24 protein-coding genes are annotated in these 22,401 nt (G+C 52.6%); 12 read left to right on the forward strand and 12 right to left on the reverse strand.

Annotated elements, in window-relative coordinates; translation table 11 throughout:
• Nucleotides 1–117: 117 nt before the first annotated feature.
• From LX87_RS11620 to LX87_RS11630, 3 genes are read left to right on the forward strand one after another with little or no spacing between them, the layout of a single operon-like run.
• A complete protein-coding gene (locus LX87_RS11620) occupies nucleotides 118–672 on the forward strand; it encodes a TetR/AcrR family transcriptional regulator (protein WP_111628417.1) in 555 nt (184 codons plus the stop codon).
• 51 nt (nucleotides 673–723) lie between these two features.
• The gene (fabF, locus tag LX87_RS11625) at nucleotides 724–1,965 is read left to right on the forward strand and encodes a beta-ketoacyl-ACP synthase II (RefSeq protein ID WP_111628418.1); all 1,242 of its coding nucleotides are present in this window, start codon (nucleotides 724–726) and stop codon (nucleotides 1,963–1,965) included.
• A 59-nt stretch (nucleotides 1,966–2,024) separates the two neighbouring features.
• The gene (locus LX87_RS11630; RefSeq protein ID WP_111628419.1) at nucleotides 2,025–2,582 is read left to right on the forward strand and encodes a hypothetical protein; all 558 of its coding nucleotides are present in this window, start codon (nucleotides 2,025–2,027) and stop codon (nucleotides 2,580–2,582) included.
• 1 nt (nucleotide 2,583) lies between these two features.
• Here LX87_RS11630 and LX87_RS11635 read toward each other — a convergent pair whose 3' ends face one another.
• From LX87_RS11635 to LX87_RS11650, 4 genes are read right to left on the reverse strand one after another with little or no spacing between them, the layout of a single operon-like run.
• Entirely contained in the window at nucleotides 2,584–2,853 is a 270-nt protein-coding gene (locus tag LX87_RS11635; RefSeq protein ID WP_111628420.1) for a DUF167 domain-containing protein, read from the reverse strand.
• Nucleotides 2,854–2,856: 3 nt separating this feature from the next.
• Complete coding sequence (locus LX87_RS11640) at nucleotides 2,857–3,246, reverse strand: tautomerase family protein (protein ID WP_111628421.1); 390 nt, start codon at nucleotides 3,244–3,246, stop codon at nucleotides 2,857–2,859.
• A gap of 53 nt (nucleotides 3,247–3,299) precedes the next feature.
• Nucleotides 3,300–4,472 (reverse strand): AIR synthase related protein, encoded by a 1,173-nt coding sequence (locus tag LX87_RS11645; RefSeq protein WP_111628422.1) that lies wholly within the window; start codon nucleotides 4,470–4,472, stop codon nucleotides 3,300–3,302.
• Nucleotides 4,473–4,508: 36 nt separating this feature from the next.
• Nucleotides 4,509–5,477, reverse strand: a complete 969-nt coding sequence (locus LX87_RS11650; RefSeq protein ID WP_111628423.1) for a Kelch repeat-containing protein — start codon at nucleotides 5,475–5,477, stop codon at nucleotides 4,509–4,511.
• A gap of 112 nt (nucleotides 5,478–5,589) precedes the next feature.
• Between LX87_RS11650 and LX87_RS11655 the strand changes: the two genes are divergently transcribed.
• Together LX87_RS11655 and LX87_RS11660 are read left to right on the forward strand one after the other, a co-directional pair.
• Nucleotides 5,590–6,441 (forward strand): DUF481 domain-containing protein, encoded by an 852-nt coding sequence (locus tag LX87_RS11655; protein ID WP_111629171.1) that lies wholly within the window; start codon nucleotides 5,590–5,592, stop codon nucleotides 6,439–6,441.
• A 108-nt stretch (nucleotides 6,442–6,549) separates the two neighbouring features.
• A complete protein-coding gene (locus LX87_RS11660) occupies nucleotides 6,550–7,077 on the forward strand; it encodes a PAS domain-containing protein (protein WP_111628424.1) in 528 nt (175 codons plus the stop codon).
• A 108-nt stretch (nucleotides 7,078–7,185) separates the two neighbouring features.
• Here the strand turns inward: LX87_RS11660 and LX87_RS11665 are convergent, their stop codons facing one another.
• Both LX87_RS11665 and LX87_RS11670 read right to left on the reverse strand, forming a co-directional pair.
• A complete protein-coding gene (locus LX87_RS11665) occupies nucleotides 7,186–8,712 on the reverse strand; it encodes an aldehyde dehydrogenase (NADP(+)) (protein WP_229310636.1) in 1,527 nt (508 codons plus the stop codon).
• A gap of 4 nt (nucleotides 8,713–8,716) precedes the next feature.
• A complete protein-coding gene (locus tag LX87_RS11670) occupies nucleotides 8,717–9,556 on the reverse strand; it encodes a fumarylacetoacetate hydrolase family protein (protein WP_111628426.1) in 840 nt (279 codons plus the stop codon).
• 228 nt (nucleotides 9,557–9,784) lie between these two features.
• Between LX87_RS11670 and LX87_RS11675 the strand changes: the two genes are divergently transcribed.
• A complete protein-coding gene (locus LX87_RS11675; RefSeq protein WP_111628427.1) occupies nucleotides 9,785–12,661 on the forward strand; it encodes a PVC-type heme-binding CxxCH protein in 2,877 nt (958 codons plus the stop codon).
• Nucleotides 12,662–12,912: 251 nt separating this feature from the next.
• A complete protein-coding gene (recO, locus tag LX87_RS11680; protein ID WP_111628428.1) occupies nucleotides 12,913–13,605 on the forward strand; it encodes a DNA repair protein RecO in 693 nt (230 codons plus the stop codon).
• Here the strand turns inward: recO and LX87_RS11685 are convergent.
• The 5 genes from LX87_RS11685 to mazG form a co-directional block, all read right to left on the reverse strand.
• Complete coding sequence (locus LX87_RS11685; protein WP_111628429.1) at nucleotides 13,602–13,964, reverse strand: cupin domain-containing protein; 363 nt, start codon at nucleotides 13,962–13,964, stop codon at nucleotides 13,602–13,604. The genes recO and LX87_RS11685 overlap by 4 nt on opposite strands.
• Nucleotides 13,930–14,703 carry an LPS export ABC transporter ATP-binding protein gene (gene lptB, locus LX87_RS11690; RefSeq protein ID WP_111628430.1) on the reverse strand — a complete coding sequence of 258 codons (774 nt, stop codon included), beginning with the start codon at nucleotides 14,701–14,703 and terminating at the stop codon, nucleotides 13,930–13,932. The genes LX87_RS11685 and lptB overlap by 35 nt, the downstream gene beginning before the upstream one ends.
• 5 nt (nucleotides 14,704–14,708) lie before the next feature.
• Nucleotides 14,709–16,442 carry a single-stranded-DNA-specific exonuclease RecJ gene (recJ, locus tag LX87_RS11695; protein WP_111628431.1) on the reverse strand — a complete coding sequence of 578 codons (1,734 nt, stop codon included), beginning with the start codon at nucleotides 16,440–16,442 and terminating at the stop codon, nucleotides 14,709–14,711.
• Between the two features lie 166 nt (nucleotides 16,443–16,608).
• Entirely contained in the window at nucleotides 16,609–17,763 is a 1,155-nt protein-coding gene (locus LX87_RS11700) for a T9SS type A sorting domain-containing protein (protein WP_111628432.1), read from the reverse strand.
• 71 nt (nucleotides 17,764–17,834) lie between these two features.
• Nucleotides 17,835–18,671, reverse strand: coding sequence for a nucleoside triphosphate pyrophosphohydrolase (mazG, locus tag LX87_RS11705; protein ID WP_229310637.1), 837 nt, complete (start codon nucleotides 18,669–18,671; stop codon nucleotides 17,835–17,837).
• Between the two features lie 174 nt (nucleotides 18,672–18,845).
• On the opposite strand from mazG, the gene LX87_RS11710 reads away from it, so the two are divergent.
• The 4 genes from LX87_RS11710 (at nucleotide 18,846) to LX87_RS11725 (ending at nucleotide 20,924) form a co-directional block, all read left to right on the forward strand.
• Nucleotides 18,846–19,511: a DUF1361 domain-containing protein gene (locus LX87_RS11710; protein ID WP_111628433.1), complete on the forward strand. Its 666-nt coding sequence runs from the start codon at nucleotides 18,846–18,848 to the stop codon at nucleotides 19,509–19,511.
• Nucleotides 19,495–19,887 (forward strand): diacylglycerol kinase family protein, encoded by a 393-nt coding sequence (locus tag LX87_RS11715; RefSeq protein ID WP_111628434.1) that lies wholly within the window; start codon nucleotides 19,495–19,497, stop codon nucleotides 19,885–19,887. Before LX87_RS11710 ends, LX87_RS11715 begins: the two co-directional genes overlap by 17 nt.
• 84 nt (nucleotides 19,888–19,971) lie before the next feature.
• Nucleotides 19,972–20,625 (forward strand): hypothetical protein, encoded by a 654-nt coding sequence (locus tag LX87_RS11720; RefSeq protein WP_111628435.1) that lies wholly within the window; start codon nucleotides 19,972–19,974, stop codon nucleotides 20,623–20,625.
• Nucleotides 20,625–20,924: a winged helix-turn-helix domain-containing protein gene (locus LX87_RS11725; RefSeq protein WP_111628436.1), complete on the forward strand. Its 300-nt coding sequence runs from the start codon at nucleotides 20,625–20,627 to the stop codon at nucleotides 20,922–20,924. Before LX87_RS11720 ends, LX87_RS11725 begins: the two co-directional genes overlap by 1 nt.
• 126 nt (nucleotides 20,925–21,050) lie before the next feature.
• Here LX87_RS11725 and LX87_RS11730 read toward each other — a convergent pair whose 3' ends face one another.
• The gene (locus LX87_RS11730) at nucleotides 21,051–21,443 is read right to left on the reverse strand and encodes an Hsp20/alpha crystallin family protein (RefSeq protein ID WP_111628437.1); all 393 of its coding nucleotides are present in this window, start codon (nucleotides 21,441–21,443) and stop codon (nucleotides 21,051–21,053) included.
• A 387-nt stretch (nucleotides 21,444–21,830) separates the two neighbouring features.
• On the opposite strand from LX87_RS11730, the gene LX87_RS11735 reads away from it, so the two are divergent.
• Nucleotides 21,831–22,400, forward strand: coding sequence for a polysaccharide deacetylase family protein (locus LX87_RS11735; RefSeq protein WP_170139352.1), 570 nt, complete (start codon nucleotides 21,831–21,833; stop codon nucleotides 22,398–22,400).
• The last annotated feature ends 1 nt before the right edge of the window (nucleotide 22,401 follow it).

The following is a 22,401-nucleotide window of genomic DNA, read 5'->3' on the forward strand; positions in this document are numbered from 1 at the left end:
ATTAGCTGCGCGCAATCCTTTATCGCCTGTCCATCGTGTAAAGCCGTGTCATTTCAATTCAGCTATTTTATCAAACAAACGTTTGGTAAACACACATCCGGTACCTACCTTTGCCGTATGCCAATTCAGAAAGTCACACGGGATGAGATTTTGCAGAAGGCCATGCTGGTTTTCAAACGGCAGGGCTATCACCGGACTACGATGGATGATCTGGCGCGGGCGTGTGGGCTGTTGAAGGGCAGTTTCTACCACTACTTCCGCAGCAAGGAAGTGCTGATGAAAGAGGTGCTTCAGTATGCCAACGATCTGAACGAAAAGCACCTTTTTTCAATCGCCTACGACGAAACCAAACCACCCGGGCAACGGCTGGAACACTTGCTCGAAACGCTGTTCAACGGTATCATGCGGTCGGAAGGGGGTTGTCTGATGGGCAATACCGTTCAGGAAACGGCTTTCGTGACGGAGGAATTTAAAGAACCGTTGCGGGTTCATTTCAATAATGCCATGAATGCGCTGGCGCATATTTACCAAACCCGTCACCCGGAGAAGAAGGCCCGGGAACTGGCCCGGCAGGCAACCGCCGAAATCCAGGGGTCGCTGCTGCTGGTCAAATTATTCGGGAATGAACAATTGCTAACTGATTGCCAAAACCGGGTCATCGAACGGCTATAAGACTTACATTTTATCCATATCCCAATGACGGTTTAAACGCCGTTCTATCAAATGAAAAGAGTTGTCGTAACGGGATTAGGCGCCCTGACGCCGATCGGAAATACCGTAGAAGAATACTGGAACGGGTTGGTGCAGGGCCGCAGCGGTGCCGCACTGATCACTAAATTTGATACTACCCACTTCAAAACCAAATTTGCCTGCGAGGTCAAAGGCTTCGATCCGCTCCAGTTTTTCGACAAGAAAGAAGCCCGCAAGATGGACGAATACAGCCAGTACGCGCTGGTGGTGGCCGACGAAGCCGTGAAGGATGCGGGGCTGGTCGACGACAAAGTAGATACGAACCGGGTGGGCGTCATCTGGGCGTCGGGCATCGGCGGGATGTACAGTTTTCAGGAAGAGGTCATTGCCTACGGTGCCAATAATCGTAATCCGCGCTTCAATCCGTTCTTTATTACCAAGATGATTGCCAACATGGCGTCCGGCCTGATTTCGATTCGGTACGGTTTTCGGGGCGTCAATTTCGCGCCGGTTTCGGCCTGTGCATCGGCCACGCACGCCCTGATTGACGCGTTCAACTACATCCGGCTGGGCAAAGCCGAAGTCATCATTGCCGGTGGTTCGGAAGCCGTGGTGACGGAGGTGGCCGTGGGCGGTTTCAACGCTATGAAAGCCCTGTCGGAACGCAACGACGACCCGGCTACGGCATCGCGTCCGTTCGACGCCGACCGCGACGGTTTTGTACTGGGCGAAGGGGCTGCCGCCCTTGTGCTGGAAGAATACGAACATGCCAAAGCCCGGGGGGCCAAAATCTACGCCGAACTGGTGGGAACGGGTGCTACGGCGGATGCCTACCACATGACGGCTACCCACCCCGAGGGATTGGGTGCGACGCTGGCCATGACCGAAGCCCTACGCGAAGCCAATCTAAAACCGGAAGATGTGGATTACCTGAACGTTCACGCGACCTCCACGCCCATCGGTGATTTGAGCGAATCGCAGGCGATTCAGAAAATATTCGGTGAAAATCCCGAACGGCTGCACCTGAGCGCCACCAAGTCGATGACGGGCCATTTGCTCGGAGCCGCCGGGGCCATCGAAGCCGTTGCTGGTATTCTGGCGATCCAGCACAATACCATTCCGCCGACGATTAACTTGCAAACCCGCGACGAACGCATCAGCCCCAATCTGAATCTGACGCCCAACGTAGCCGTTCAGAAACCGGTGGATGTGGTGATGAGCAATACCTTCGGTTTTGGCGGGCATAACGCGATTGTTGCGTTCCAGCGGGTGTAGACGTATAGAATGATGTCCTAAGATTTCCTAATTTTGGTAAAATCTGGAAATCTTAGGACATGCCCGCCCTCGAAAAAGACCTCAAAAAAGAGATTCTAAAATTACCGTCAAATGAAAAGGACAAGCTGCTGCTGCGGCTGGTTGCCAAAGACAAGGATCTGGTCGAGCGGCTGCATTTTGTCCTGATTGAAGGCGAAACGACGACCGAAGAACGGCGGCATGACCTGAAAGAGAAGATTGCCCAAACTGCCAACGGGCACTATAACCACCCCGACGGCTGGATGCTGAAAGCCATGCGCTCGCTGGCGTCGGCGATTACGCACCACGTCAAGATTACGAAGGATAAATACGGCGAAGTTGAGTTAAATCTGTACCTGCTGACGGCTTTTTTTGCGACGCAGCCGAGCCAGTTCGCGCATTTGAACCACCACAACCAAAACTCGTGCGCGTTTGTCGGCAAGAAAGCGGAGTCCATTCTAAAGAAACTCCAGAAGATTGATCCGGATTATTACATCGAATTCGAAATGGATATGAACCAGGTGCTGGAGTTTATTCATACCCACGGCCCGGGATTTTACGCCCGACAGATTGGGTTGCCCCGCCAGTGGAAACCGTAAGTTAACGGTATCCTTCCAGACCCACCAGCACCCGCGCAACGGTTTCTTCGTCGGCAGTCACTTCCAGCTTTTTGTGCGGATTGGTAAACCCGGAAATGATTTCAACCGACGATTTGGCAATACCGAACTGCCGCGCCAGGTATTCTACCAGATACGCGTTCGCTTTTCCGTCCTGCGCCGGAGCCCTGATCTTGGCATTCAACTGACCCGAAGCGTCGTAGAGGAGTTTATCGACTTTGCTGCCGGGTTTGACCTTCACATAAAGTACCATGATTCAGACATTAATCGGGTACGTTATCGCGGCTTCATCGCCCGTCTTGCCCCGGAAGCCCCAGTTATGGGCCGGACTTTCCAGAATACAGATTTCAATGTCATTCACGGATAAACCAATCTGCTGGCTGATGCGCTCAAAAAGCAGGTTGATCAGCTTCTTTTTCGTCTCCACAGTCCGGCCCTCCATCATCATCAGTTCAATGATCACGTAATTTTCCGAACGGCCTTCGGGCATGAAAAAATCATCCGGCTCAAGGTAAAAAAACCGGTGCGCCCGTTTGTTTATCGGAAATTGCAGGGCCTCAACCACACAGCCGTGAATCACGTCCGACAGACGGTTTCGAATCGCCCGCAACGGCTCTTTAACCCCGTAGATTTTGACCTGACTCATTTTGTAGACCAGAGACAAAAGAGTTTAGACAATAGAGAATACGGTTTTGCAAGTTAGTAAACAAACGTCCCCACTTCGCTCTGCACCGTCACCCGTTTGCCTTCGAATGCCTCGACGTGGCCGATAATTTTTCCCTCAATGCCAAACTGGGCCGCAAGGTCGATCACCCGTTGAGCGTGTTCTTCGGAGAGATAAATTTCGAGCCGGTGCCCCATGTTAAACACCTTGTACATTTCCTGCCAGTGCGTGCCGCTCTCCTTCTGAATCAGATCGAACAGGGGCGGAATCGGGAAGAGATTATCCTTGACAATGTGCAGGTTATCCACAAAATGCAGGACTTTCGTCTGTGCTCCCCCGCTGCAATGCACCATGCCGTGAATCTGACTCCGGAGTTCGTCCAGCAGCACTTTGGCAACCGGCGCGTAGGTGCGCGTGGGCGAAAGAATCAGTTGACCCACGTTCAAGCCCGTTCCGTCAACGGGATCGGTGAGATTTTTGGAACCGCTGTAAATCAGGCTGCGATCCACGGCGGGGTCGAAGCTTTCGGCATATTTGTCGGCCAGATAATGACCCAGCACATCGTGCCGGGCGGAGGTCAGGCCGTTGCTGCCCATGCCGCCGTTGTACGTTTTCTCGTAGGTTGCCTGCCCAAACGAGGCCAGACCAACAATCACATCCCCGGCCTGAATCCGGTCGTTGCTGACCACATCGGCCCGACGCATCCGGGCAATCACCGTACTATCGACAATCACTGTCCGGACCAGATCGCCCACGTCGGCGGTTTCACCCCCGGTGCTGGCAATGTCAATACCGTGCTGCCGCAGCATCTCCAGCACTTCCTCAGTACCGTCGATGATTTCGGCAATCACTTCGCCCGGAATCAGGTTTTTGTTCCGGCCAATGGTCGACGACAGCAGCATCGGTCCCACCGAGCCTACACAAATCAGGTCGTCGGTATTCATGACCACGGCATCCTGCGCAATACCCCGCCAGACCGACAAATCACCGGTTTCTTTCCAGTACAGGTACGCCAGCGACGACTTGGTGCCGGCCCCGTCGGCGTGCATGATGGTACAATAATCCGGGTCGCCCGCCAGCGCATCCGGCACAATTTTACAGAACGCTTTGGGGAACAGCCCCTTATCCAGCTTGGCAATGGCCTTGTGAACGTCTTCCTTGGAAGCCGAAACACCGCGCTGTGCGTATCGATCAGTTGGTTGACTCATTTCCGTATCCTAATAACTATTTGTTACCAGGTTGATTTATTTCAAAACTTCGACGCTATTCAATTCCGGTCCTCCGCCGTGGTTGGCCGATCCGGCCACAATGTAAATACGGTTTTTATACACCACCGCCTGTGTACCGTGACGGCCTTCGTTGAGTTTTGGTCCCGACGTCCAGCGGTTGGTTTTCGGGTCCAGAATCTCGGCCTGGTTATGGGCTTTCAGTTGCTCGCTTTCCCCACCGATGATCCACACTTTGTTATCTTTGGTCACCGCCGTGCCACCCGCCCGCAGGGTTGGAAAGTTGCTTTCCGACGGCAGGGTTTCCCATGTATTGGTTTTAAAATTGTACACGTCCACTTCCGGCAGGGTCGTGTCGATTACCTTGCCGGTTTTGGCCGACGACCGGCGTCCGCCCGCCAGATACATTTTATCACCGACGACCGCAGCCGCAATGTGATCGCGGGAGCGGGGCGCATCGGCCAGTTGTCTCCAGGTATTGGTTTTCGGATCATACTCGTCCAGGCGCGACACGTGGCCGTCATAATGGCCGTCGATAATACCGCAAACCATATAAATCTTGTCTTTATAGACCACCACGCCCGCCGAGCCGCGCAGTTGCGGTTTCGGAATTTCCGGCCCTTTCCGCCATACGCCGGTTTTGGGGCTGTAAATATAAATGTTTGGAATGGGAGTTTCGTGCGGATACTTGCCTTCAAACGCACCCATCACGTAGATTTCGCCCTTATAATTGATGGCCTGAAAGTGGTTCATTTCCACCGGTGGCGTCGGCAGTTTCTTCCACATCAGGGTTTTCAGATTAAGGGCTTCCAGCGGTTTCATGCCCCGCCCACCAATGGCGTACAGGCTGTCACCGACCAGGGCAGCCGCATTTTCATGGCGTTTTTCGCACTCGTTTTTGGTCGCAACGGTTTCCCAGGATTGGGCCATTACCCACGTATGGCAGAAGACAGTCAGGAGTGAACAGGCAAGTAGTTTCTTGTTCATAATAATCGGTCTGGTTTACGATTCTAGGGGCGATTGAATCATTTTGGTAACAATCCGAAGTCAAATGTACGGCATCGGGCGTTATAGACAAGAAACCATCCTATTTTTGCCGATGACCTATTCTAAAATCAGCCTCCTTTTTTGCCTCCTCTTCCCGGTCAGCGTTCTAGCCCAAACCGTTGTTCCGGATACGTTAAAAAAAGCCGCCCGGCCCGACTCGGCGGCTATTGCCGACTCAACGGCCCGTCTCAAAAAGGAAGAAGCCGCCAAGGCCGCGCCCGTGGCCGCCAGCGACCCGACGGGTTTTCACTACAAAATTACCGCCGACGGCACCATTACCGCCGGAAACGTTGACCGGGCGCTAATTCAGGTGGGTGGTTCGTTCGACTGGGCCGTCAGCAAAATTTTCCGGTTTGCCAGCAGCCCCACTTTCGCCTATGGACGGCAAAACCAGCAACTGAATGAACGCGAATTTCTGGCCGATTTCCGGGCCAGTTACCTCCACGAACGACGGTTTTATTACCTGGGTTTTGGGGCTACCGAAGTCAGCAACCTGCGTAAAATCCGGAATCGGCTCACCGGTGGCGCGGGGGTTGGCTACAAACTTCTCAGCCGGAAGAATGCCTACCTGTCCGTCACCAACGTGCTGCTGTACGAATACACGGATTTTATTTCCAACACTGCCGAAGTTCAGGATGTCAATGTGCTGCGAAATTCGACGCGGGTGTTCGGGGAATACCAGTGGGACGACGGACGGTATTCGGTCAACCATACCTTGTTTCTGCAACCGGCCCTCAACCAGCCTAACCTGCGGTGGAACGGCAACGTCTCGTTTCAGATGCGGCTGACGGCGCTGATCAGCGTCCGAACAATGGTTCAAAACTCCTACGAGAGCGTAGTGGCCGTCGGTCGTAAAAACAACGATTTCCGGTGGACAATGGGTCTTGTGCTGGAAGTAAAATAAGAAGCGCGTCCGTTTCGCTAAAAAATGAAATCCTAAAGCGGTTCCATTTGTTATGACCTGGTAGCACAACGAAGTGTTATCTTTCTCGTCAACTTGTTGACAACAACCATGCAGTCCAATCAATCCTATGCGGAATATTTACGGCACACCGCCGTCTCGACCCGGGTATTCCCAGCGGCTTCCCTGGAGTTTTTTCTGCTCGCTCAGGCCCAGGAGCGTCGGCATCGGCGCGAAATGGAGCAACTGGCGGAATTGGCCCGAACATTTGACTGGAAGCTGACCCGAAACTATGAAAAGCTGTTGATTGCCGGGAACACCCTCGTTATTTCCAACAGGGCCAAATCGATTTTGTGGGTAAGTAACCGTTTCTTTTCCATGACGGGCTACAAACCGCAGGAAGCCATTGGCCGGACACCCCGTTTTCTACAGGGCCCGGATACCGACCCCGCGCGGCTTCGTCAATTGTCGGACGATCTGGCGCAGGCGCACCTACGGTCGCGGCCCCGCCCAATCCGACAACAACTGATCAATTACCGTAAAGGAGGAACGCCTTACCTCTGCGACATCGAAATCGACCCCATCTGGACGAAACAGGGCGAACTGACGCATTTTATTGCGGTAGAAAAGGAAGTGTAACGCATGAAAGGAAAACGTTATTTCGCAGAGTTTAGCAGAGAATACCGGAGTTGAGCGGAGACACCGCTTCTCTCCTGACTCGCTGCTAAACTTTGCGATACACGCCTTCTATTTTTTCCACGCGCCATCTACCAACCGGTAAATGCCCAGCGGGTTATCCGCTTTCAGGGCATCCGGCAGCAGTGCATCGGGGAAGTTCTGGTAACAAACCGGCCGGGCAAACCGTCGGATGGCGTTTGTACCGACCGACGTGGAGCGAACGTCCGTTGTGGCCGGATACGGACCGCCGTGATTCATGGCGTGGCTCACTTCGACCCCCGTCGGAAAACCGTTGATCAGCACCCGCCCCACTTTTTGTTCCAGTATTTCCAGCAAATCGGCGTATTCGGGCAGTTCGTCGGGCGTGCCGAAAACCGTCGCCGTCAGGTGGCCTTCCAGGCCGTTGGCCACAGACAGCATCTCTTCTTTTGTGTCAGCTGTGACCATCAGGCTGCTTGGCCCGAACACCTCTTCTGCCAGCTCGGGGTTTTCCAGCAATACATCCGCCGTAGTAGACAGGAGCGTTGGGTGCCCCGACGCATAACTTTCCACGACGGCTTCGGACTGGCTGGCGATTGTAACCCGCGAAACGGAATTGAGTTTCTCAATGCCGGAGGTGTAAGCCTGATAAATTCCTTTGGTCAGCATGGGCGTCGGCTGCGTCTGCGTCATTGCCAGCCGGGCCTGACTGATGAAGGCATCGCCCCCGTCTGACTGCTTAATAATCGCCAGACCGGGATTGGTACAAAATTGCCCCACCCCCAGCGTCACCGAATCCACATACGCCTTTGCCAGATCCAGGCCCTTGTCCTTCAGAATGGCGGGCAGAAAAAACACCGGGTTGGTGCTGCCCATTTCGGCATACACCGGAATCGGTTCCGGACGGCGGACGGCAGCATCATAAATCGCCTTTCCCCCCTGAAACGAACCCGTAAAACCGATGGCTTTGATCAGCGGGCTTTCGACAATCGCCATGCCGACTTCCACACCCCGACCCTGAACCATCTGAAAAACACCTTCCGGCAACCCGCAGGCTTCCACGGCTTTCCGAATGGCTTTCCCAACCAAATCCGATGTACCGGGGTGAGCCGGATGCGCTTTAACCACTACCGGACAGCCAGCCGCCAGCGCCGAAGCCGTGTCACCCCCCGCGACCGAAAACGCCAGCGGAAAGTTGCTCGCGCCAAAAATGCCGACTGGTCCCAGCGGAATCAGCATCTGCCGCAGGTCCGGACGCGGCAACGGCTGGCGATCCGGCAACGCCGTGTCAATACGGGCGTCGACCCAGGAGCCTTCGCGGAGGTATTGCGCAAACAGCCGTAACTGCCCGGTGGTCCGGCCCCGTTCGCCCGTCAGCCGGGCAATGGGCAGGGCCGTTTCCTGGTTGGCGCGTTGGAGCAGCTCGTCGCCCAGCGCCATGATTTCGTCGGCGATGCGATCCAGAAACTGGGCTTTGGCTTCGCCTGAGAGTTTGCGATACGTGTGAAAGGCCGCAGCGGCCTGCCAACAGGCGTGAGCAACTTGTTCCGGGGTTGATTCTTCGAATACACCGGCTAATTCTTCGCCGGTGGCGGGGTTGATGGCTTGAAAACTCATGCTTTTAACGTTGTACGGTATTAACCAATGTACCGATTCCTTCGATTGAAATACGCACTTCATCACCGGCTTCCAGCGTAAAATCATCGCCGGGTACAATACCGGTGCCGGTCATTAAATAACATCCGTGCGGGAAAGTGGTTTCGCGAAACAGGAAAGAAACCAGTTCGTCGTGTTTCCGCTTCATGCGATTGATGGCAATTTTTTCGTCAAAAACCGTCTGGTTATCGCGCCGGATTTCGAGCCGGATTTCGGTATCGGACGAGATGGGCGCTCCCGGCACGTAGAGGCACGGTCCGACGGCCGCCGAGCCGTCGTAGGTTTTGGCCTGCGGCAGATACAACGGGTTTTCGCCCTCAATGCTCCGCGAACTCATGTCGTTGCCGACGGTATACCCCACAATTTTGCCGTTCGAGGTGATAAACAGGGTCAGTTCCGGTTCGGGCACATTCCAGGTAGAGTCTTTCCGGATGCGTACGCCATCGCCCGGCCCTACCGCGCGGGCGGCCGTCGATTTAAAGAACAGTTCCGGGCGTTCGGCGTCGTAAACCCGTTCGTAGAAATCTCCGCCCCCGGCATCTTTCGACTCTTCCATCCGGGCGTTGCGGCTGCGCATGTACGTTACGCCCGACGCCCAGATTTCCTGCTGACTAATCGGCGGTAACAATTGCGTTTCGGTCCAGCTACGGTATTCGTCGGAAGCGGCTGTAGACGGTATTTCCTGCTGGAGAAAGTTGAACAGATCATCCTGATTAACAAGATAGTCCCAGTCATCGCTGGGCGCGCGGTGGAAGCGGTTTTCGTGTTCAACAACGATGCCCTGGCGGGTACGGTATAGTTTCATGAAGGATATGAGGTATTGAGGGTTTCTATAAAGACCGCAAAAATGGTCAATTTTGCGCAGGATTTCAGAGCATACCCATAATTAATGTAACCGGCAGAAATCTATCCCTCCTAAAGCCCCAAACTTCTCCCTATTCGCCTGTAGCTTTTGGTAGGTGCCACTTTGACCATGATTGATTTTCTCCTACTTTTAACATAAATATTGCTAAAGAAACCCGCGATTTTACCCATGTGTAAATTACATTTGCTTACACCGCTGCTGTTTGCCCTTCTCCTCCTGCTACCCAGGGACAGCGCGGCTCAGGCTTCCAAAACCAAATCCAAAGCTGTTCAGGATACCGCCCGGTTTGATCGTGACTACAAGCTCGAAGCGACCATGCTGGGTTATTTTTCTAAAGACGGCGCCCGCAACCCAACGTTAAAAGCCAACAAAGGCGACCGCGTCCGGATTACCATCACCAACGGCGAGGTAATGACGCACGATATTACCCTCGAGAAGCTGAAGCTCAAAAGCAAAACGATTCTCGAAAAGGGGTCCAGTACCAGCATTGTGTTTACCGCTGACCAGAATGACACTTATTTCTGCTCGGTTCCGGGCCACCGCGCAGCCGGGATGGTCGGAAATTTTGAAGTGGTCGAGGGGTCGATTTCTGACGCTACGGTGGCCGGGCAGATTCCCACGAAAGACGGGCAGCCTCTGAACCTGAATTTCGAAACCGGAACGTTGAAAGACTGGGCTGCCACCGGTGACGCCTTTACCAATCCCCTTTTTGCGCAGGATGACCCGTCGCCCGTTCACGAGAAAGACATGCACATCGGTTTCGACGGCAAGTATTTTCTGAGCAGTGGCGGAACCACCCACTACAAACAAACCGGGACCTTAACCTCCGTGCCTTTCAAGGTCACGCAGCCGTTTGCCGCCTTCAAAGTGTCGGGCGGGGCTCTACAGGATACGCGCGTGGAGATTGTACAGGCCGGAACAAACAAGGTTATTTACCACATCACCGGGCAAGGTCGGGCCACGCTGCAACCCGCCGTCGTAGAACTGCAACCGTATCTGAATCAGGAGATATTCATCCGGATTATTGATAACGAAACCGGCATTTCGCAAATACCGTATATCCCGAACGACAAATGGGCGCACATCAATTTTGACGATTTTCAGTTTTACGCCACACGCCCGACCTTCCCCAATGAACTGAAACAGAAGGACATTATTATCCTGCCGCCCCTGGACCCCGTCCTGAATGCCGGTCTTTCGGGGGTGGAAGCGGCCAAAGCGATGACGTTGCCGAAAGGATTTAAAATTACGCTGGCAGCCGCCGAACCGGAGATCATTAAACCGATTGCTTTCACCATCGACGCCCGCAGTCGGCTTTGGGTGGTGGAGTCGCACACGTATCCCGTTCCGGCACCGGAAGGACAGGGCCGGGACCGTATCCTGATTTTTGAGGACACGAACGGCGACGGAACGCTGGACAAGAAGAAAGTTTTTGCGGAAGGACTGAATCTGGTCAGCGGAATTGAGGTCGGCATGGGTGGTGTGTGGCTCGGTGCGGCCCCCTATCTACTGTTTATTCCCGCCGATTTTAAAAATGATAAACCGTCCGGACCAATTCAGAAGCTGCTCGACGGCTGGGGTACGCACGACACCCACGAAACCCTGAACAGCCTGCGCTGGGGCCCCGACGGCTGGCTCTACGGCAACCACGGGGTGTTTACTCATTCGAACGTGGGCAAACCGGGCGCGCCGGATTCGGAACGGACGAAACTCAATGCCGGGGTCTGGCGCTACCACCCGACCACCCGGCAGTTTGAAGTGTTCGCCGAAGGAACCAGTAATCCCTGGGGACTTGATTTCAACGACTACGGCCACGCTTTCATTACGGCCTGCGTGATTCCGCATATGTACCACATGATTCAGGGCGGGCGCTACCAGCGGCAGGCTGGCAACCACTTTAACCCGTACACGTACGACGATATTAAAACCCACGCCGACCACGTCCACTGGGTCGGTGAGCGGGGACCACATGCCGGTAATTTCCGCTCGGCGTCGGCAGGTGGTGGACACGCTCACTCCGGAGCCATGATTTATCTCGGGAACAGCTGGCCGCAGGAATACCGCAACGAGGTGTTTATGAACAACATCAACGGTGCCAAGCTAAACCAGGACCACCCAAACCGCGCCGGGTCGGGCTACATGGTCACACACAAACCGGATTTTCTGTCCATGAACGACTCCTGGTCACAGTGGCTCAACATGAAATACGACGCCAGCGGCTCGGTCTGGGCCATTGACTGGTACGACAAAAACCAGTGCCATAGCGCCAACCCGGATGTTCATAACAAAACGATGGGCCGGATTTTCAAGATCACCCACGAGAATGACAAATGGGCACAGGTCGATCTGTTGAAAGCTTCGGATAAAGAACTGGTTGCGTACCAGTTGAGCGGTAACGAATGGTACGTTCGTCAGGCGCGAACCATTTTGCAGGAACGCGGCCCTAACAAAAAGGTGCACAAGGCGCTGAAAGAAATTCTGGCTAAAAATCCGGATGCCACCCGTAAACTCCGCGCGCTCTGGGCGCTTCACGTTACGAAGGGTCTGACGGAGAACGAACTGGAAGACTTACTGGGCCATGAAAACGAATACGTCAGAAGTTGGGCCATTCAGTTGCTGGCCGAAGACAAGGCCGTTTCGGGCGAAACGCTGAAACGGTTTGCGGCTCTGGCCCAAAACGATAATTCGGCGCTCGTACGGCTTTACCTGACATCGGCCATGATGCGGCTGGAACCGAGCCAACGGTGGGAGGTGCTGGACGCCCTCGTGCAGAAATCGGCGGATAAAGATGATCATAACCTGCCGCTGATGGTGTGGTATGCGTCCGAACCGCTGGCCGCCATTGATATGAAACGGGCACTGGAAATGGCTCAAAAATCGAAATTGCCAAAGCAGTTGCCCTATACCATTCAACGGATTGCTGCCATTGGCACAGACGATGCGAAGAAACTCCTGAAGGACCTGAATGACCGGGTCGGTAAGCTGGAGCACTCGCACGAAAACCATGAAATCCAGCTGCTGCTGGCCAAGGCGCTGGAGGAGTAAGCAGTGAAAGGTACATGATCCATCCGGTGGGTCCAGACATGACTGGTGTCGTTGTGTCTGGACCCACCCGAGGGCGCGCCCCCGGTTATCCACAGTCAACCCGGTAAATCAGAAAGTAACCCAGTGGGGTAAAACATGGATAACGGGGGACACAGCCCTGGGTTATCCGCGAAAAAAGTGCTAAATTAGTAAGTAATTGGCCGCTTGTAGCAGATGCTTTTTACTGGCCTTTGAGATTTTTTACCGATAAAATGCTTCACAAAACCCGGGGAATCGTTCTGAGTTATTTTCGTTACCGCGAGACATCCATCATCGTTCGTGTTTATACCGAGGAATTCGGGCTGCAAAGTTACCTCGTTAACGGCGTCCGTTCAGCGAAGAGTAAAACCAACCGGATTGCGTTTTTTCAGCCGTTAACACTGCTTGACATGGTGGTGTATTACAAGCCGGACAAAGACCTGCACCGGCTTTCTGAAGTTAAAATTAATTATCCGTTCCAGCATATCCCGTTCGATATTGCCAAGTCCAGTCTGGCGTTGTTTGTGAGCGAAATGCTGACTAAAACCCTGAAAGAAGAAGCCAGCAACCTGACGTTGTATCACTTTCTGGAAGATAGTGTCCGGTATCTGGAAGAAGCCGAAGCCGACTACGAGAATTTTCACATTGCTTTTCTGCTGAAACTGGCGTTTTTTCTGGGATTTGGCCCGAGCAACGCCCGTGAGTTCGAAGGTCAGCTACAGGAACAGAAATACCCGTTTCTACCCGACGAGAACACTGAAAAAGCCCTGAATACGTTTCTGCGGCAACGATTGGGAGCGCCTGTCAAGGTTTCCAGACAAACGCGGGCCGAACTGCTGGACGCGCTGGTGGCGTTTTACCGAATTCACATTGACAGTTTGGGCGAAATCAAGTCACTGGCGGTTTTGCGGGAGGTACTGAGTTAAGAATCCCGGTGCACGGTTTCCGGCGCAAACGCGGGCAAACAAACGGCAATGTATTCGGCACCGCCCGGTTCGGGACTGCTGTAACGAACCCACTCACCCGGATGGGCCACTACCGCCTGACCGGCCCGGACTTCCAGCGAACCGCCTTCGTAGTCCACCCGAACCATCCCGTTCAGGACAACGGTTATTTCCTCAAATTCCGGGCGCTGGCCGGGTTCCTCCCACCCTTCGGGCGATACCATCCGGGCCACGCTTACGGCCGAATGCTGGCTGTTGACCCGCCCGGCGTATTCTTCAATCCGCTTAGGTTTGTTCCCGGCGGCTTCAATGAGAGTCGGTTTTTGGATTAAGGTGGGCATATTGCTTAAACTCTTTTCGCTTCAATTCGAAATTTTGTCCCAGATAGACCCGACGCACCTGCTCATCGTTAGCCAGATCTTCAGCCGTTCCCTGTTTCAGAATTTTACCTTCAAACAACAGGTAGGCCCGGTCGGTGATGGATAGAGTCTCGTTGACGTTGTGGTCGGTAATGAGAATGCCAATGTTTCTGTATTTGAGCTGAGCCACAATGCTTTGAATATCTTCCACCGCAATGGGGTCAACCCCGGCGAACGGTTCGTCCAGCAGAATAAACTTCGGATCAACGGCCAGACTCCGGGCGATTTCGGTACGCCGACGCTCCCCCCCCGACAAGACCTTCCCCTTGTTTTTCCGAACGTGCGTCAGACTAAATTCTTCCAGCAATTGTTCCACCTTATTTTTCTGCTCCTGCCGCGACATGTTGGTCATTTCCAGTACCGCCAGAACGTTTTCTTCCACCGTCAGATCCCGGAACACCGACGCTTCCTGGGCCAGATAACCGACACCCAGCCGCGCCCGCTTGTACATGGGCAGGTCTGTAACATCCAGGTCGTCAATATAAACCTTGCCGCTATTGGGCTTGATCAGGCCAACGGCCATGTAGAAAGAAGTGGTTTTGCCCGCCCCATTGGGACCGAGCAAACCAACGATTTCGCCCTGTTCGACCTGGTACGAAACGTGATCGTTCACCAGTCGGGAGCCGTATTTTTTAATTAAGTTTTCGGTTCGGAGAATCATGTTGCCTACTGCTCAGCGCCTACTGTCGCCTTTATATCTTTCAAATATAACTGCAACGATTTATTCCCGTTATAATTATTCTCCTCAATCTGGTAACAAATGGAAAACGGCTGGTCGCGCCGGAGAAAAAGGGCGTGGTGGGCCATGTTGAAACCAATCGCGGTAAACCGTTTATAAGACCCGGCCTGCTGTACGGTTATTTTCAAGTGCTTTTCCTTCATGATGTACGGTTCTCCGACCAGATAAACATCGCTGGTTGAAAAAACGGGCGCCATGTTTTGCGGGCCGAAAGGCGACATCTGTTTGAGAACGTTGTAGAATTTCTGGTCGATTGCATCCAGATCAAGCTCCATGTCAATTTCGATCATCGGAATGAGCTGTTCCTCCAGAATACGCCGGGTAACCACTTCCTCAAATTTCTGCTGAAATGCTTTGATATTTTCCAGCTTAAGCGTCAAACCGGCTGCGAACGTATGGCCACCAAACTGCTCGAGTAATTCGGCGCATTCTTCAATGGCTTCGTAGACGTCAAAGCCCGGCACCGACCGCGCCGAGCCAGCCGCCCGGTTATGCGATTCGGTCAAAATGATCGTTGGCCGGTGATATTTTTCAATGCAGCGCGATGCCACAATACCGATCACGCCTTTGTGCCAGGTATTGTTGAACAGAACCGTGCTTTTGGCATTCAGGAGCCATTCATCACTCTGAATCATGGCCAGGGCCTGCTCGGTAATGCTGGTATCGTATTGCCGACGGCTGTTGTTGTGCTCGTTAATTTCAAACGCAAAATCGGTGGCTTCCTGCTCGCTTTCGGCCAGTAACAACTGCACGGCGGCTTTAGCGTGCTTAATTCGGCCGGCGGCATTAATCCGCGGACCTAACCCGAAAACCACATTGGTAATGTCCAGCGTAGAATTAAAACCGGCAATCTTGATGAGCGCCTGCACCCCAAAACCGGGTGTGGAGTTCAGCTTTTTCAAACCATAGTAGGCCAGAACACGGTTTTCGCCCGTAATCGGTACAATATCTGACGCGATGCTGATGGCCAGTAAATCCAGAAAATCATATAATTGCTCGAGCGGAATTCCCCTGAACAAACAGAGCGCCTGCAACAGCTTAAAGCCAACGCCACAACCCGTCAGGTCTTTGCAGGGGTACTCACAGTCCGAACGCTTGGGATCAAGCACGGCCACCGCTTTAGGGAGTTCGGCCCCCGGACGGTGGTGATCACAAATAATGAATTCAATGCCTTTTTCCCAGGCCTCCTCGACACGCTCGATGGATTTGATACCGCAATCGAGACTAACAATCAGCGAGAAACCATTCTCAGCGGCCCATTCAATGCCCTGCGCCGAAATACCGTATCCTTCCTTATACCGGTCGGGAATGTAATAATCCAGATTGGAATAAATGGTTTTCATGAAACCGTAGAACAAAGCCACCGAAGTAGTACCATCTACGTCATAATCACCGTAAATCAGGATTTTCTCCTCCCGGACCATCGCCATTTGCAGCCGTTGCACCGCCTTGTCCATGTCTTTCATCTGAAATGGATCGTGCAGATGTGGGAGTTCTGGGCGGAAATACGTTCGGGCCTGGTCAAAGTTATATACCCCCCGTTGCACAAGCAGCATCGCCATGAACGGACTTACTTTCAGATCACGGGTCAGGTTTTCAACCGCCAGTAACTCCTCGGGTGACTCCGGTATCGGCCGGTATATCCAGCGTTTCTCACTCATACTGCAAGTTAAAAAAGAAAAAGGTAGTTCGAAAAAGAAAACCTGTGCGCTCGGGCAAACGGTTTAACCAGAGCGTGCCGCTCTCCCTTTATCAACCAAAAAAGAAAGTTGCCCTGTTCCCTGCCACCCAAGATAAGTTATAGTCCATCGTTACCGGCTAACTGATTTATTTAACAAACACCCGAACACTTTTGCAGCCCTGGGCATGCAGTAGATAAAAACCGGGTTTTAACGGAGCTAAAGGCTCCAGTGTCACTTGCCCGGTATTTTTTTCGATGACGCGAAAGGCGATGTAAGTACCCCCCAAATCGGTCAATCGCAGCGACGACCGATCAGGTTCATTCATCTGCACCCCGATGGAGCGGCCGTCGGAGGGGTTTGGGTAAACCGAAAGTGCGGGCAAGTGTTCATCGTGCCGCACGGCAATGATTTTGGAATAGTGCGTTGCTCCATCTTTATCGACCTGCTGCAACCGGTAATAATTCGTCGTCTGATGCGACTGATCATCCACGAAAGAATACAATTGCCGCCGACTGCCATCGCCAAACGCCGTTACCCGACCGATGGACCTAAACTCGGCTACATCGATACTGTGTTCAACAATAAAATGGCTTGCATTGCGCTCGGACGTGGTTTCCCATACTAACTGAATGACACTACGAATGGGTTTCGCCCGAAAATTGGCTAATTCAACCGGCAGCACTACACCCGCCCACTCCATATCACCGATGGTAAATCCCTGCGGGTTGGGATCAGGACCGGCTAACGGCCCGTTTCCGTAAACAATCGTCACATTTTTTACTTTTTCCGGGAAACTCACTTTATTGACATCCGCCCGGGTACTGGACGTTGCCAGAATTTCGTTTCCATTGACGCTGTAGCCTGCTCCGGCCGGAATGACGGGCATGACGGCATTGCCTGCTTCATCTGTCGCCAGAATGATAATCTTGTCCTGATAGTTGTGATTCTGGTTTGTAAAATCGGTTTTATATTGAAGGGCAAGCAGCGGAAATTCTAACCCCATAACGGGATCACTGAATGTAAAACTATAATTCTTCGTTTCGCCCGCATTGCTAAAATTGACGCTGGGTGTATTCAGCCCGGTACCGGCCCGGCGCGGAGACAGATTCGAAAACAAACCGGGGCCGGTGATGCTGATGTCAACAGTAACCGCTGGTGTACCAATGCTGGTATAGGAGTGAGACAGGGCCCCATCCGGATAAAGCGGAGCGGTGGTGTTAAAATCAAGATCCTGGGCCAGAGAAGCAGTAAAACTCAACAAGGCAGCCAGCCCGGCGGAAAGTAGAAAACGGACGTACATGTTACGGTAAATAAAGGTGTGAATTTTTACTTACCGTAAGACGTGTAACGCTCTAAAAGTCACAGGTTAGTTCAAACAAACTGCTTGGCTTCCTGCCAGTAAACTTCCATTTCGTCCAGCGTCATGTCTTTTAATTGTTTGCCGGTCTTGCGGGCCTGTTCCTCCAGGTACTGAAAACGCCGGATAAACTTTTTGTTTGTACGCTCCAGAGCCGTTTCGGGGTTGATGTCAATAAAACGCGCGTAGTTGACCAGCGAAAACAGCACATCACCAAACTCTTTCTCCGCCCGCTCGGCATCGATTTTCTCGTCGGTTTCGGCGTTGAACTCGGCCTTAAACTCCTGCATTTCTTCCTCTACTTTCTCCCAAACCTGCTGTTTTTCTTCCCAATCGAATCCGGCACCCCGGGCTTTTTCCTGAATCCGCATGGCTTTCACCAGAGCGGGCAACGAACCCGGCACCCCGGCCAGCACGGATTTGTTTCCTTCTTTCAGCTTCAGCTGCTCCCAGTTCTGCTTTACTTTTTCTTCCGTATCGGCTACTACATCGCCGTAAATATGGGGATGGCGGGAAATCAGTTTGTCACAAACTCCGTTCAGTACATCGGCAATGTCGAAGGTGGCCCCGGACTGCGGTTCGGAAGCGATACGGGCGTAAAAAACCAGGTGCAGCATCACGTCGCCCAGTTCTTTCCGGATTTCGGGCAGGTCCTTTTCCAGAATAGCGTCCGAGAGTTCGTAGGTTTCTTCGATGGTCAGGTGCCGCAGGGTATCCATCGTTTGCTTACGGTCCCAGGGACACTGTTCGCGCAGTTCGTCCATGATGGTCAGCAGGCGGTCAAAAGCCAGCAATTGTTCCTGCCGCCGGGCGGGCATCGTTTCGAGTCGTTGATTCAGGTTGGTCTGCATCAGAAGTGTTTTTTACAAAGTTACCACGTTTTAACCACCCCAAAAAGCGTTTGATGATCACCCCATCAAATACAAATGAAATGGCCGCCCGAGCCCTTGTTAAATATTTTCGCCCATCTGCTTGTTCCGGACAAATTCCCTTCGCTACTTTGCAACTCAAAGTTCTTTTGCACCATGCTAAACAAACTACTTGCCGTTTACCGCTCCGGCGAAGGCTTACGGATGCTGATTCTGCTGTCGGTCATGAGTATGGCCATGGTCATTGTGCGTTTACACCCGTGGTACATCAAAATGCTTAGCTGGAATTTGTTTCTGGCCTGGATTCCTCTCGTCGTCGCCCTGGCGCTGCGTGAAGGGCTGGAAAGCCGACAGCTTCCTAACTGGGTCCTATGGCCGGGATTGGTCTTCTGGCTCTTGTTTCTGCCAAATTCTCCGTATATTATCACGGACCTGTTTCACATTCAGCACGTTCCGGTAGAAACCCTCTGGTTTGACACCATGATGTTTTTTATGTGCGCCCTCACGGGGCTGCTGGCGGGTCTATACTCCCAGATTCTGGTCCACCGGATGCTGAACCAACGCCTGGGGCATACACGAACGTGGATCATCATGATCGGGTGCCTGATGCTGACCAGTTTTGGCGTGTATCTGGGCCGCTACATTCGGCTTAATAGCTGGGATTTATTCACGGATCCGCTCGATCTGGCACAACTGGTTATTCAAAGTCTGTTTAATCCCTTTGCCCTGAAACTCACACTTTCGTATACTTTTGCGTTGGTGACGCTCTATATCGGTTTCACCCAGTACGTTCAACGCCGTACGCATGAGTCGCTGGATTGACGTTCGGAAAAACCTGCGGAGCTTTCGGTTTGCAGCCGACGGTATCATCGCCCTGTTCCGGTTTGAAAATAACGCTAAAATTCACTTATTGGCAGCAGTGGCCGTTGTGATTGCCGGTATCTGGCTCCGGCTGGACCGGATCGAATGGGCCATGATTCTGACGCAGGTGGCTCTGGTGTGGGCGGCTGAAGCCTTTAATACGGCCATCGAAAAACTCGCCGATGTGGTTTCGCCGGAACGCCATCCGCAGATTAAAGCCGTCAAGGATTTGGCAGCCGGGGCCGTATTGCTGGTGGTTATTCTGGCGGTTGTCGTCGGTATTCTGATTTTTGGTACTAAATTAATGGAATGGTTGGAAAGGACGGGATGGTTTTGATGGTAGCCATTTACCGTTGAGATCCTCTACGAGCAGACCATAAAAAGCATAACAAACCATCTTAACCATTCAATTTCCTTTTTGATGTCCGAATCGCACGAACATTTACAAACCCTGACGGAAATCCGGAGCTTGATGGAACGCTCCTCGAAGTTTCTGTCGTTAAGTGGACTATCGGGGGTTTCAGCGGGAATTGTAGCCCTTTTGGGTGCCGGAGCAGCATACGTGAAACTACAGAACGATCACCTGACGTTGCTCAGTTACGAACGCATGAGCCGACTCAATGGGCCGGACCGTCGGGAAATGGTTGACTTTCTGATACTGGATGGCACCATCGTTCTGGTAGCGGCTTTGCTGCTGGGCATCTTTTTTACGGTTCGCAAGGGCCGACGACAGGGGCAGAGTGTCTGGAACAGCACCTCGAAACGGCTACTCTGGGCACTGGCAGTTCCGCTGGTTGCGGGTGGCATCTTTTGCCTGGCGCTGATCCGGTTCAACCTGATCTGGCTGACATTCCCGGCAACCCTTATTTTTTACGGAATGGCCCTCTGTAGTGGCAGTAAATACACCGTCCGCGACGTTGAATACCTCGGTTTGTCAGAAATTCTGCTGGGCTTACTGGCCCTGTTCTGGACCGGCTATTCACTCCTGACGTGGGCCGTCGGATTTGGACTGCTGCACATTATTTACGGTACCGTAATGTACCTCAAGTATGAACGAGACGAACGAAAGCGCTGATGCGAGAGTTCCTGATAGGTTTTAATAAAGCGTTTGAGAGTAAGGCCCGATTAGGGATTATGTCGGTTTTGATTGTGAATGAAACCCTGAGTTTCAATTCCCTTAAAGAACTGCTGGACATGACCGACGGGAATCTGGCGACGCACCTGCGTGCGCTGGAGGAGCAGGGCTATGTCTCCGTAAAAAAACAATTTGTGGGCCGTAAGCCCAACACTACCTATTCGGCCACGCCAACCGGTCGCCAGGCTTTCACCGAACACCTCAACGCCCTGGAAGATTTTATCCGTGGTTCCGTTTAAAAAATGAAAAAGACCTGCAAACGAATCACCGTGGAGCCGCCGAAGCGGAACGGTTTCAGATTGCAGGTCTTTTTCCGGAAAGCGGTCTGGTTTGTCCAACCGCTCGTGTGTTAGTCAGGCCAATAATTAGAACAGGTTCTGGATTTCTACCCGGCGCTGGAAATGCTGCCCGTCTTTAAACGGCAGATGAACCAGAACGTGGCCTTCTTCCTGCGTGGCCTCGATATGCTCGGCATCAACAAAATCCGGAATATCGATAACCCTCAAAAACATCGGTACGGCCAGGCTTTGGCCTTCCGACATATTTTTTTGCTGGAGTAATGTATATAAAACCAGTTTTTTTCCGTCGATCAAAACATTAAACGCATCGGGGCCAACGCCGGGAGCGGATAATTTAATTACCAACCGGTCTGATTCCTGCTCGGTTTCCATTCGGGTCATGCTCGATCCACCATACAGAGTATTCAGCAAATCAAACTGTCCTCCCATTCCCTGTAGCGTATTTTCTATCGGTTTCATAAGCCTACTTATTGGTTGTATGGTTACTGTTGTTCAAATTACGTACCTAATTTACCATGCCGCTTTTTAACGCCATATTGGCCGCTAAAAGCCAACAACTTTAAAAAAGCCTGCCAATTGGGCAGTAATTTGTTATTTAACGCAAATAATCCTGATTTTTAGGCCGAAAAAATGATAAAATAATCTATGATCTGGCTAATTGCCACTTTGTTGAGTGTGTATGGAGTGTGGCATTTTTTCCGCACCAGGCAAGGATTCCCCGTGTTAATGTTCCACAAAATTCATCCAGAATTGCAAGACACACTAACGGTTTCAATACCCCAATTTGAGCGGCAATTGCAGTGGTTGCAAGACCATAATTACCAGACCATTACACTTGAACAACTGATGAGGTCGCTACAAGACCCAAAATCATTACCCGACCGATCGGTATTGATTACGTTTGATGATGCCTACGTCAATAACCTGACTCATGCGCTACCGATCCTGCAACGGTTTGGAATGAACGCCGTGCTGTTTGTTCCAACGGCTTTTATAGGTCGGTGCAACGAATGGGACGGCTGTACGGAACTACTCATGGCCACCAACCAGCTCCGGCAACTACTCCCGACGTTCGAACTGGCGCTACATTCACACCAGCATTTGAATTATAAACACCAAACCGTAGCGGTGATTGAGGAGGATTTGACCGAGAACATAACGGCTTTTGACACCCTAAACCTGCCCTACATCCGGGCGTTTGCCTATCCGTACGGGGGGCGCCCGAAAGAGGCAGCCACCAAACAGGCCATGCAGCGGGCCATGCAGCAGTTGGGTATCGGGCTGGCGTTCCGGATTGGCAACCGCCTGAACCGTTTCCCCGTGAACAACCGCTACGAACTCCAGCGGCTCGACATTCGCGGCACCGACACCCTAACGCAATTTGCTCGGAAAATACGGTTTGGAAAACTGATCTAAT

The organism is Larkinella arboricola (assembly GCF_003259745.1).
Classification (GTDB): Bacteria; Bacteroidota; Bacteroidia; order Cytophagales; family Spirosomataceae; genus Larkinella; species Larkinella arboricola.

Bases quoted from the DNA above. Each gene is read 5' to 3' on its own strand.
- LX87_RS11735 (WP_170139352.1), top strand. From the start codon at position 21,831: ATGAGGTCGCTACAAGACCCAAAATCATTACCCGACCGATCGGTATTG.
- LX87_RS11635 (WP_111628420.1), bottom strand. From the start codon at position 2,853: ATGGTACTTTATGTGAAGGTCAAACCCGGCAGCAAAGTCGATAAACTC.
- LX87_RS11640 (WP_111628421.1), bottom strand. From the start codon at position 3,246: ATGAGTCAGGTCAAAATCTACGGGGTTAAAGAGCCGTTGCGGGCGATT.
- LX87_RS11730 (WP_111628437.1), bottom strand. From the start codon at position 21,443: ATGAAACCGATAGAAAATACGCTACAGGGAATGGGAGGACAGTTTGAT.
- LX87_RS11725 (WP_111628436.1), top strand. From the start codon at position 20,625: ATGCGAGAGTTCCTGATAGGTTTTAATAAAGCGTTTGAGAGTAAGGCC.
- recO (WP_111628428.1), top strand. From the start codon at position 12,913: ATGCTTCACAAAACCCGGGGAATCGTTCTGAGTTATTTTCGTTACCGC.
- LX87_RS11685 (WP_111628429.1), bottom strand. From the start codon at position 13,964: ATGCCCACCTTAATCCAAAAACCGACTCTCATTGAAGCCGCCGGGAAC.
- LX87_RS11675 (WP_111628427.1), top strand. From the start codon at position 9,785: ATGTGTAAATTACATTTGCTTACACCGCTGCTGTTTGCCCTTCTCCTC.
- LX87_RS11650 (WP_111628423.1), bottom strand. From the start codon at position 5,477: ATGAACAAGAAACTACTTGCCTGTTCACTCCTGACTGTCTTCTGCCAT.
- recJ (WP_111628431.1), bottom strand. From the start codon at position 16,442: ATGAGTGAGAAACGCTGGATATACCGGCCGATACCGGAGTCACCCGAG.
- LX87_RS11670 (WP_111628426.1), bottom strand. From the start codon at position 9,556: ATGAAACTATACCGTACCCGCCAGGGCATCGTTGTTGAACACGAAAAC.
- LX87_RS11715 (WP_111628434.1), top strand. From the start codon at position 19,495: ATGAGTCGCTGGATTGACGTTCGGAAAAACCTGCGGAGCTTTCGGTTT.
- LX87_RS11665 (WP_229310636.1), bottom strand. From the start codon at position 8,712: ATGAGTTTTCAAGCCATCAACCCCGCCACCGGCGAAGAATTAGCCGGT.
- fabF (WP_111628418.1), top strand. From the start codon at position 724: ATGAAAAGAGTTGTCGTAACGGGATTAGGCGCCCTGACGCCGATCGGA.
- lptB (WP_111628430.1), bottom strand. From the start codon at position 14,703: ATGATTCTCCGAACCGAAAACTTAATTAAAAAATACGGCTCCCGACTG.
- LX87_RS11655 (WP_111629171.1), top strand. From the start codon at position 5,590: ATGACCTATTCTAAAATCAGCCTCCTTTTTTGCCTCCTCTTCCCGGTC.
- LX87_RS11710 (WP_111628433.1), top strand. From the start codon at position 18,846: ATGCTAAACAAACTACTTGCCGTTTACCGCTCCGGCGAAGGCTTACGG.
- LX87_RS11620 (WP_111628417.1), top strand. From the start codon at position 118: ATGCCAATTCAGAAAGTCACACGGGATGAGATTTTGCAGAAGGCCATG.
- LX87_RS11660 (WP_111628424.1), top strand. From the start codon at position 6,550: ATGCAGTCCAATCAATCCTATGCGGAATATTTACGGCACACCGCCGTC.
- LX87_RS11645 (WP_111628422.1), bottom strand. From the start codon at position 4,472: ATGAGTCAACCAACTGATCGATACGCACAGCGCGGTGTTTCGGCTTCC.
- LX87_RS11630 (WP_111628419.1), top strand. From the start codon at position 2,025: ATGCCCGCCCTCGAAAAAGACCTCAAAAAAGAGATTCTAAAATTACCG.
- LX87_RS11700 (WP_111628432.1), bottom strand. From the start codon at position 17,763: ATGTACGTCCGTTTTCTACTTTCCGCCGGGCTGGCTGCCTTGTTGAGT.
- mazG (WP_229310637.1), bottom strand. From the start codon at position 18,671: ATGCAGACCAACCTGAATCAACGACTCGAAACGATGCCCGCCCGGCGG.
- LX87_RS11720 (WP_111628435.1), top strand. From the start codon at position 19,972: ATGTCCGAATCGCACGAACATTTACAAACCCTGACGGAAATCCGGAGC.